The organism is Bacteroides acidifaciens (assembly GCF_024623065.1).
Taxonomy (GTDB): domain Bacteria; phylum Bacteroidota; class Bacteroidia; order Bacteroidales; family Bacteroidaceae; genus Bacteroides; species Bacteroides acidifaciens.
In genome coordinates this window covers 1-8325 of record NZ_JANJZR010000118.1, presented here as the reverse complement: position 1 = coordinate 8325, position 8325 = coordinate 1, and the positions used below count along the sequence as shown (strand labels likewise).

Annotated in this window: 4 protein-coding genes, 1 tRNA gene and 1 pseudogene; 4 read left to right on the top strand and 2 right to left on the bottom strand. The window is 45.1% G+C overall.

What is annotated here, in order from left to right; genetic code table 11:
- Positions 1-293: 293 nt before the first annotated feature.
- The gene (gene trpS / locus NSB03_RS19300) at positions 294-1388 is read right to left on the bottom strand and encodes a tryptophan--tRNA ligase (protein WP_024988631.1); all 1095 of its coding nucleotides are present in this window, start codon (positions 1386-1388) and stop codon (positions 294-296) included.
- Between the two features lie 347 nt (positions 1389-1735).
- Here trpS and carB point away from each other — a divergent pair, with 347 nt between their 5' ends.
- Positions 1736-4957: a carbamoyl-phosphate synthase (glutamine-hydrolyzing) large subunit gene (carB, locus tag NSB03_RS19295; protein WP_024988632.1), complete on the top strand. Its 3222-nt coding sequence runs from the start codon at positions 1736-1738 to the stop codon at positions 4955-4957.
- Positions 4958-5104: 147 nt separating this feature from the next.
- Here the strand turns inward: carB and NSB03_RS19290 are convergent, their stop codons facing one another.
- Positions 5105-7090 carry a beta-N-acetylhexosaminidase gene (locus NSB03_RS19290; protein WP_128824506.1) on the bottom strand — a complete coding sequence of 662 codons (1986 nt, stop codon included), beginning with the start codon at positions 7088-7090 and terminating at the stop codon, positions 5105-5107.
- A gap of 136 nt (positions 7091-7226) precedes the next feature.
- On the opposite strand from NSB03_RS19290, the gene yaaA reads away from it, so the two are divergent.
- The 3 genes and pseudogenes from yaaA to NSB03_RS19275 all read left to right on the top strand — a co-directional run bounded on the left by yaaA (position 7227) and on the right by NSB03_RS19275 (position 8323).
- Complete coding sequence (yaaA, locus tag NSB03_RS19285; protein ID WP_242358466.1) at positions 7227-8000, top strand: peroxide stress protein YaaA; 774 nt, start codon at positions 7227-7229, stop codon at positions 7998-8000.
- Between the two features lie 3 nt (positions 8001-8003).
- Positions 8004-8108, top strand: a pseudogene (locus NSB03_RS19280) (sugar O-acetyltransferase); the annotation flags it as partial.
- A gap of 140 nt (positions 8109-8248) precedes the next feature.
- Positions 8249-8323, top strand: a tRNA-Val gene (locus tag NSB03_RS19275).
- The last annotated feature ends 2 nt before the right edge of the window (positions 8324-8325 follow it).

Genomic DNA, 8325 nt, shown 5'->3' with positions numbered 1-8325 from the left:
TTCCTGTCCGAAGGAACTTTATACTTAATGGGCGGGAAGTTTTCTATTAATAGCCAAGAGCGCAACTGTTAATACCCAAGAGCGCAACTGTTAATACCCCTTCCGCCAACTACAGACAGACGCGACAAGAAGAGCCGGGGTAAGTTAAAATGTCAGCTATAAAATTATGACTGAAGAGAATTTAAACAGGCTCTAAATCTTTGAAAATATCCAATAAGAAAGGCTGCCTCTCTTTTATGGGACAGGCAGCCTTTACTTTATAATTATGTTTATTTCCAGACGAAATAAATGTATTATTCCTGAGAGAAACGCTTCACTTGCTCTTCAATCAATTCCTTATCATCGAAATAATTGATTTTCATTGCTTTCTTCACATCAGCCAACGTTTCGGCAGCAGCGGCTCTGGCTACTTCGCAGCCTTTCTGCAACATCTCATAAACAGCAGGAATATCCTTGCTGAACTCTTTGCGGCGATTGCGGATCGGCTCCAAAGTTTCTTGCATGATAGCATTCAGGAAACGTTTAACCTTCACGTCTCCCAATCCGCCACGTTGATAATGCGCTTTCAGTTCTGCCAGATTCGGATAATCCGGTAAGTAACGTTCGAAATGTTCGGGGAGGCAGAAAGCATCCAGGTAAGTAAATACCGTATTGCCTTCAATCTTTCCCGGATCCTGTACGCGGAGATGTCCCGGGTCGGTATACATGCTCATGATTTTCTTTTGGATTTCTTCCGGTTCTTCCGAAAGGTAGATGCAATTTCCGAGCGATTTACTCATTTTAGCTTTACCGTCGGTTCCCGGAAGACGGAGGCAGGCGGCATTGTCCGGCAACAGGATTTCAGGTTCTACCAATGTGTCACCATATATATAGTTGAAACGGCGGACGATTTCACGAGCCTGTTCGAGCATCGGTTCCTGGTCTTCACCGACGGGGACGGTCGTAGCACGGAATGCAGTGATGTCCGCAGCCTGGCTGATAGGATAGGTGAAGAAACCTACGGGGATGCTTGCTTCAAAGTTGCGCATCTGGATTTCCGATTTCACGGTCGGGTTGCGTTGCAGGCGGGATACGCTTACAAGATCCATATAATAGAAACTAAGTTCGCATAGTTCCGGTATTTGCGACTGGATGAAAATCGTAGCTTTAGTCGGATCAATACCACAAGCCAAATAGTCAAGGGCAACCTCAATTACATTCTGGCGCACCTTTTCCGGATTGTCTATATTGTCTGTCAATGCTTGCGAATCGGCAATGAAGATAAACATTTTACTATAATCACCTGCGTTTTGCAGGTCAACTCTGCGTTTCAACGAACCTACATAGTGACCGATATGGAGTCTTCCGGTAGGACGGTCGCCCGTCAATATGATTTTTTCTTTTCCCATTGTTATTACCTTATTATTATAGATTTAGCGACAAAGATACAGATAAAAACTGAAAGAAGCATTAAAATGAAGTTACTTCACTGTAAAAAAGTGAACGTTTCTTTTTGCCATGTGCAAAATATGTCGTTACTTTGCAAAAATTTTAAAGTTAACAATGAATCAACAGGAAATCAGAAGTAAGTATTATCTACATTCGGATGTTTTGCACCCGGAAATGGCAGGTTTCTTCTTTTATTTCCAAAAACGATATTTTAGTTCTTTGGTAATGCGTTAGTCCTTTTTTGAGGGTAACGCATTTTTTTTATGAACAAACGTAGAAATAACAACATATTATAACAACAAAAGAAATGGAAAAGGAAATCAAGAAAGTTCTCGTTTTGGGCTCTGGAGCACTCAAAATCGGACAAGCCGGAGAATTTGACTACTCAGGCTCACAAGCACTGAAAGCTTTGAAAGAAGAAGGTATCAGCTCAGTATTGGTAAACCCGAACATCGCCACCATTCAGACTTCTGAAGGGATTGCCGATAAAGTGTATTTCCTTCCCGTGAATACTTATTTTGTAGAAGAAATTATCAAGAAAGAAAAACCGGACGGTATCCTGCTGGCTTTCGGCGGACAGACTGCACTGAACTGTGGTGCTGAACTTTACACACAAGGTATTCTCGATAAATACGGAGTGAAGGTACTTGGTACATCGGTAGAAGCTATCATGTATACGGAAGACCGCGACCTGTTCGTGAAAAAGCTGGACGAAATCGAAATGAAGACTCCTGTCAGCCAGGCTGTAGAAAGCATGGAAGACGCGATTGCCGCTGCCCGCAAGATTGGTTATCCTGTGATGGTACGCTCGGCTTACGCATTGGGCGGTCTTGGTAGCGGTATCTGCGCAAACGAGGAAGAATTCCTGAAACTGGCTGAAAGCTCTTTCGCATTCTCCAAACAAATCTTGGTAGAAGAGTCTCTGAAGGGGTGGAAAGAAATCGAATTTGAGGTAATCCGCGATGCTAACGACCACTGCTTCACAGTAGCCAGCATGGAAAACTTCGACCCGCTGGGTATTCACACTGGTGAGTCCATCGTTGTTGCTCCTACTTGTTCACTGGACGACAAGGAATTGAAGATGTTGCAGGATTTGTCTACGAAATGTATCCGTCACTTGGGTATCGTGGGTGAATGTAACATCCAGTATGCTTTCAACTCTGAAACGGATGATTACCGTGTGATTGAGGTGAATGCTCGTTTGAGCCGTTCTTCCGCTTTGGCTTCCAAGGCTACCGGTTATCCGTTGGCATTTGTTGCCGCTAAAATCGCTTTGGGTTACTCGCTCGACCAGATTGGTGAGATGGGAACTCCGAACTCTGCATACGTAGCTCCACAACTTGATTACTATATCTGTAAAATCCCCCGTTGGGACTTGACGAAGTTTGCCGGTGTGTCTCGTGAAATCGGTTCAAGCATGAAATCGGTGGGTGAAATCATGTCTATCGGCCGCTCTTTCGAAGAAATCATCCAGAAAGGCCTTCGTATGATCGGGCAGGGAATGCATGGCTTCGTAGGTAATGACGAATTGCACTTTGATGATCTTGATAAAGAACTTTCTTGTCCGACTGACTTGCGTGTCTTCGCTATCGCACAAGCAATGGAAGAGGGTTACACCATCGAACGTATCCATGACCTGACAAAGATCGACTCATGGTTCCTTGGCAAACTGAAAAATATCGTAGACTACAAAGCGAAACTGTCTGCCTATGATAAGGTGGAAGATATACCTGCCGATGTAATGCGTGAAGCTAAAGTGTTAGGTTTCTCCGACTTCCAGATTGCCCGTTTTGTTCTGAATCCAACCGGAAACATGGAGAAAGAAAACCTTGCCGTACGTGCTCACCGCAAATCTATGGGTATCCTCCCGGCTGTGAAACGTATCAATACAGTTGCTTCCGAACATCCGGAACTGACCAACTATTTGTATATGACTTATGCGGTGGAAGGTTATGATGTGAATTATTATAAGAATGAAAAATCAGTAATAGTACTGGGCTCGGGTGCTTACCGTATCGGTAGCTCTGTAGAATTTGACTGGTGCTCGGTGAATGCGGTTCAGACTGCCCGCAAACTGGGTTACAAGTCTATTATGATTAACTACAACCCTGAAACGGTTTCTACTGACTACGATATGTGCGACCGTCTCTACTTTGACGAACTTTCGTTCGAACGTGTGCTCGACGTAATTGACCTCGAACAACCTCGCGGTGTGATTGTCTCGGTAGGCGGACAAATCCCGAACAACCTGGCTATGAAACTTTATCGCCAGTCGGTTCCTGTATTGGGTACTTCTCCGATTTCTATCGACCGTGCCGAAAACCGTAACAAGTTCTCTGCTATGCTTGACCAATTGGGTATCGACCAGCCGGCATGGATGGAACTTACCAGCCTTGAGGAAGTGAAGGGTTTTGTTGAGAAAGTTGGTTATCCGGTATTGGTTCGTCCTTCTTACGTTCTTTCGGGAGCTGCAATGAATGTTTGCTATGACGATGAAGAACTGGAGAACTTCCTGAAGATGGCGGCCGAAGTTTCTAAGGAATATCCGGTGGTTGTTTCCCAATTCCTTGAAAATACGAAAGAGATTGAATTTGATGCCGTTGCACAGAATGGTGAAGTGGTAGAATATGCAATCTCCGAACACGTAGAGTTTGCCGGCGTTCACTCCGGTGATGCTACGTTGGTATTCCCGGCACAGAAGATTTACTTTGCAACAGCTCGTCGTATCAAAAAGATCAGCCGTCAGATTGCCAAAGAACTCAATATCTCCGGTCCGTTCAATATCCAGTTCCTGGCCCGTAACAACGAGGTGAAGGTTATCGAGTGTAACTTGCGTGCTTCTCGTAGCTTCCCGTTTGTTTCTAAAGTACTGAAACGTAACTTTATCGAAACTGCTACTCGTATCATGCTGGACGCTCCATACTCACGCCCGGACAAGTCGGCGTTCGATATTGACTGGATTGGTGTGAAGGCTTCGCAGTTCTCTTTCTCGCGTCTGCACAAGGCTGACCCTGTATTGGGTGTAGATATGTCTTCTACTGGTGAAGTGGGATGTATCGGTGACGATTTCTCGGAAGCATTGTTGAATTCAATGATTGCTACCGGATTTAAGATTCCTGAAAAATCGGTGATGTTCTCTTCCGGTGCAATGAAGTCGAAAGTAGATTTGCTAGACGCCAGCCGTGTGCTGTATGCTAAGGGATATCAGATTTATGCAACTGCCGGAACAGCAGCTTTCTTGAATGCTCATGGGGTAGAAACGACTCCGGTTTACTGGCCGGATGAGAAGCCGGGTGCGGAGAACAACGTCATGAAGATGATTGCTGACCATAAGTTTGATTTGATCATAAACATTCCGAAGAATCACAGCAAGCGTGAGTTGACGAACGGTTACCGTATTCGTCGCGGTGCAATCGATCATAACATTCCGTTGATTACAAATGCTCGTTTGGCAAGCGCCTTTATCGAAGCATTCTGTGAACTGAAACAGAATGATATTCAGATTAAGAGCTGGCAGGAATACAAATAAAATCGCTCGATAGCGTATTTCAGATAAAAGAAACTCCCTTTTCGGATGGCCGAAAAGGGAGTTCTTTTTTTACCGTATGGTTAAGTTGCTTTCAAGTAACGGGTGTTGTGCTTGTCTCTACCGCTTGACACGGTTGTTTCCACTGCTTTATTGCCGGCTTACACAATAGTTGTATACCTTCAAGTTTTCTATCCGGCTGTTGAATTTGCCTGCTTTTTCCAATGGGAAAACCAGTGTACGCACATAGTTGATAGAATCTTTTCCGGCGTTGAAGTAGATTTTCTGTATATCCATCTTCTCAATTACCTTTCCGTTCACCTTGAGCGTAGTGCTTCGGTTGTCGCCTTCTATCTGAACTGTCGCCTTCTCTCCCGGATTCACTTTGTAGGGGAAGGTGTTCAGATAACCGTCGCGGGCAAATCCCATCATACCGCGAATCGGGTCTGTCAGGTAAAAGACAGCATTTGCCGAGCGGAACAGTTCGGTTCCGTTCTTCTCGTCAGCTCCGGTGATGTCGAAACTCACCGTATAATTATAGCCGATTTCCGGGTGGTCGGACGTGCTTCCGGGGGCAACTGTGGCGCGTTCGTACACCAATGCGGGACTTTTGCCGATTCTTCCCATCTGATTGACACCCGGTGCTTCGCTGATGGCGGCACGCTTTTCGTTGTATGCTTCGTAGGGTAGGCTCGTATGGGCGCCCGTCCACATCTTCACAGCGAGCGTTTGCAGGGCGGGGAATACGCGGTGGTGAACATCTTTCACGGAAATCCCGTTGCCCACATGGTCGTTCCATACGGCAAACATACCACCGAGGATGGCAGGGTGTTGCTCTTCAAACACAGCCTTGCCGATGTGTGCCGGTGTCCATTTATTATATAAGAAAGGTTCGTTGAGGTAGTCGTAGTAATATCCGGCTGCCGGCACGAGATAGACCATACCGTCGGGGATGCTGATGAGGCGGTAACCCTCCTTAATCATCGTTTCGGGGTCGGCATACCCGTTGTACCAGGCGTTCATGATGACGTTCTCCGACTTCACAGGCGTTTCGCCTTTGGCGTGAGTGAGTGCACCCCACACCATTGCCTGCTTGCCGAAGCTCTCGACGAAGCGGATATAATGGTCGGTAAACTCGCGGAATTTCTCTACCACGTCTTTTTTGGCGTTCGAATATTCGTCCGTGCCGATGTGCACGCGCTTGCCTACGAATATGGGATTCTCTCCCTCGAGATACTCCTTGAACAAGGCGTCGGCAAATTCATACGTCTCAGGTTTGAAGAGGTCAAGATGGTCCATGCCATACTCCTTGCTGCCGATTTCCGGTTTGTAGTGGGCAAAGGCGAGCGAGTGGGCGGGGATGTCTATCTCCGGTATGATTTCTACAAACTGGGCTGCCGCCTGGTGCTGGAAGTCGACAAACTCCTTCTTGGTGTAAAAGCCGTCGCGGGCAGCCAGTCCGGGATAAGTGTCCGACTCCAGACGGAAGGCGGCATATGTCTTGTCCCAGTCGTGACCGAAAAACTGCTTGAAGCCGTTGTCGTTGAGGTGCACTTGCAAGGCGTTCATCTTATAATAAGCCATGATTTTCACCAAGTCCTGCAAATAAGGCATTGGGATAAATTTCCGACCACAGTCTATCATGAATCCACGGATAGGATAGTCGGGGTAATCGCGGATGATTCCTTGGGGCAGTTGATGGTCGGCAGTTTGTTCCGCAATTTGCAGAAGGGTGCGTGTGCTCCAGTAAAGTCCGGTAGGAGTGGGGGCGGAGAGCGTCACACGGTCGGCTATTTTGATGGCATATCCTTCTTTTCCTAATTTCTTGTCGGTCGAAAGGGAAAGAATGAAATCTCCGGCTTTAGCTTTGCCTTCCGTTACGCTCAATGTTTGTCCGAACATTTGTTGGTAGTCATCTGCAAACATATGGGCAATTCTCAATAGTTCGGAATCTGAGGAAGTGCAGACGATTTTCGCATCTGTTCCGGGGATGAAGCTGCCTTCCTTTCCCGTCCATTGTTTCAATTCGGGGATAACGAATGGTTTCGGATTAACGGCAGCGTGGGATAAATTCCCTGTTAAACAAAAGATAGTCAATAAGAATACTACTTTTAGTGGAATCAGTGTGTGTCTCATAAGGGGACTTTTTGTTATTAATAAATGATTAAAGTTAATTATGTGGTGAAAGTAAGGATAATTTAGCTATTCATCTGTAAGAAAAGCGATTTATTTTTTATTTTTGTTTTTTGAAAAGAAAAAATCAGATTTAGACATGTTAGTACTTCTATCCTGTGCCAAGACTATGAGCGAGACTTCAAAGGTGAAAACTCCTTTGGATACAATCCCGCGTTTTCAACAAGAAGCGTCAGAAGTTGCTTTACAGATGTCGCAGTTTTCTGTGGACGAATTGGAACGTCTGTTGCGTGTGAATGCTAAGATGGCTGTTGAGAATTACAAGCGTTATCAAGTGTTTCATGCAGAAAACACTCCACAACTGCCTGCTTTGCTGGCTTATACCGGCATTGTATTCAAACGCTTGAATGCAAAGGATTTCTCTAAAAAAGAATTTGAATATGCGCAAGAGCATTTACGGCTGACTTCCTTCTGTTATGGGCTGTTGAGGCCATTGGATGTCATTCGTCCCTATCGGTTGGAAGGGGATATTGTATTGCTGGAACTGGGAAATCAGACTGTGTTCTCTTATTGGCGGTCGCGCCTGACGGATACCTTCATAGAAGATATAAAGAATGCAGGCGGAATACTTTGCAATTTAGCCAGTGATGAGATGAAAAGTCTGTTTGACTGGAAGCGGGTAGAGAAAGAGGTGCGTGTTATTACTCCCGAATTTCACGTGTGGAGAAATGGAAAATGGGCTTCGATAGTTATCTATATAAAGATGTCCCGTGGTGAAATGACGCGTTTTATCTTGAAAAATAAAATAGAAAATCCGGAAGAACTGAAAAGTTTTTCTTGGGAAGGGTTCGAGTTTAACGAATCTCTTTCGTGTGAAAAGAAGTTTGTATTTACTAACGGTAAAGAAATATAAAGCATGACGGAAGTAGAAAAGATACGTAGCAGTCAGTTGGCTGATATGTCTGCACCGGAATTGCAGGTGCGTTTATTAAATGAACCGAAAGATGTGAAAATGTTAAGAAAAAAAGTTTTCATCGTTAATTGCTGATATTCAGAGCGTTTCTTTGTATGATAAAAATTTTCTTGAAAAAAAGTACGGGAAATATTTGCAGGTTTCAAAAAAAGCCGTACCTTTGCATCGCTTTTGAAACGGAAGTGTACGGGCGTTTAGCTCAGCTGGTTCAGAGCATCTGCCTTACAAGCAGAGGGTCGGCGGTTCGAATCCGTCAACGCCCACT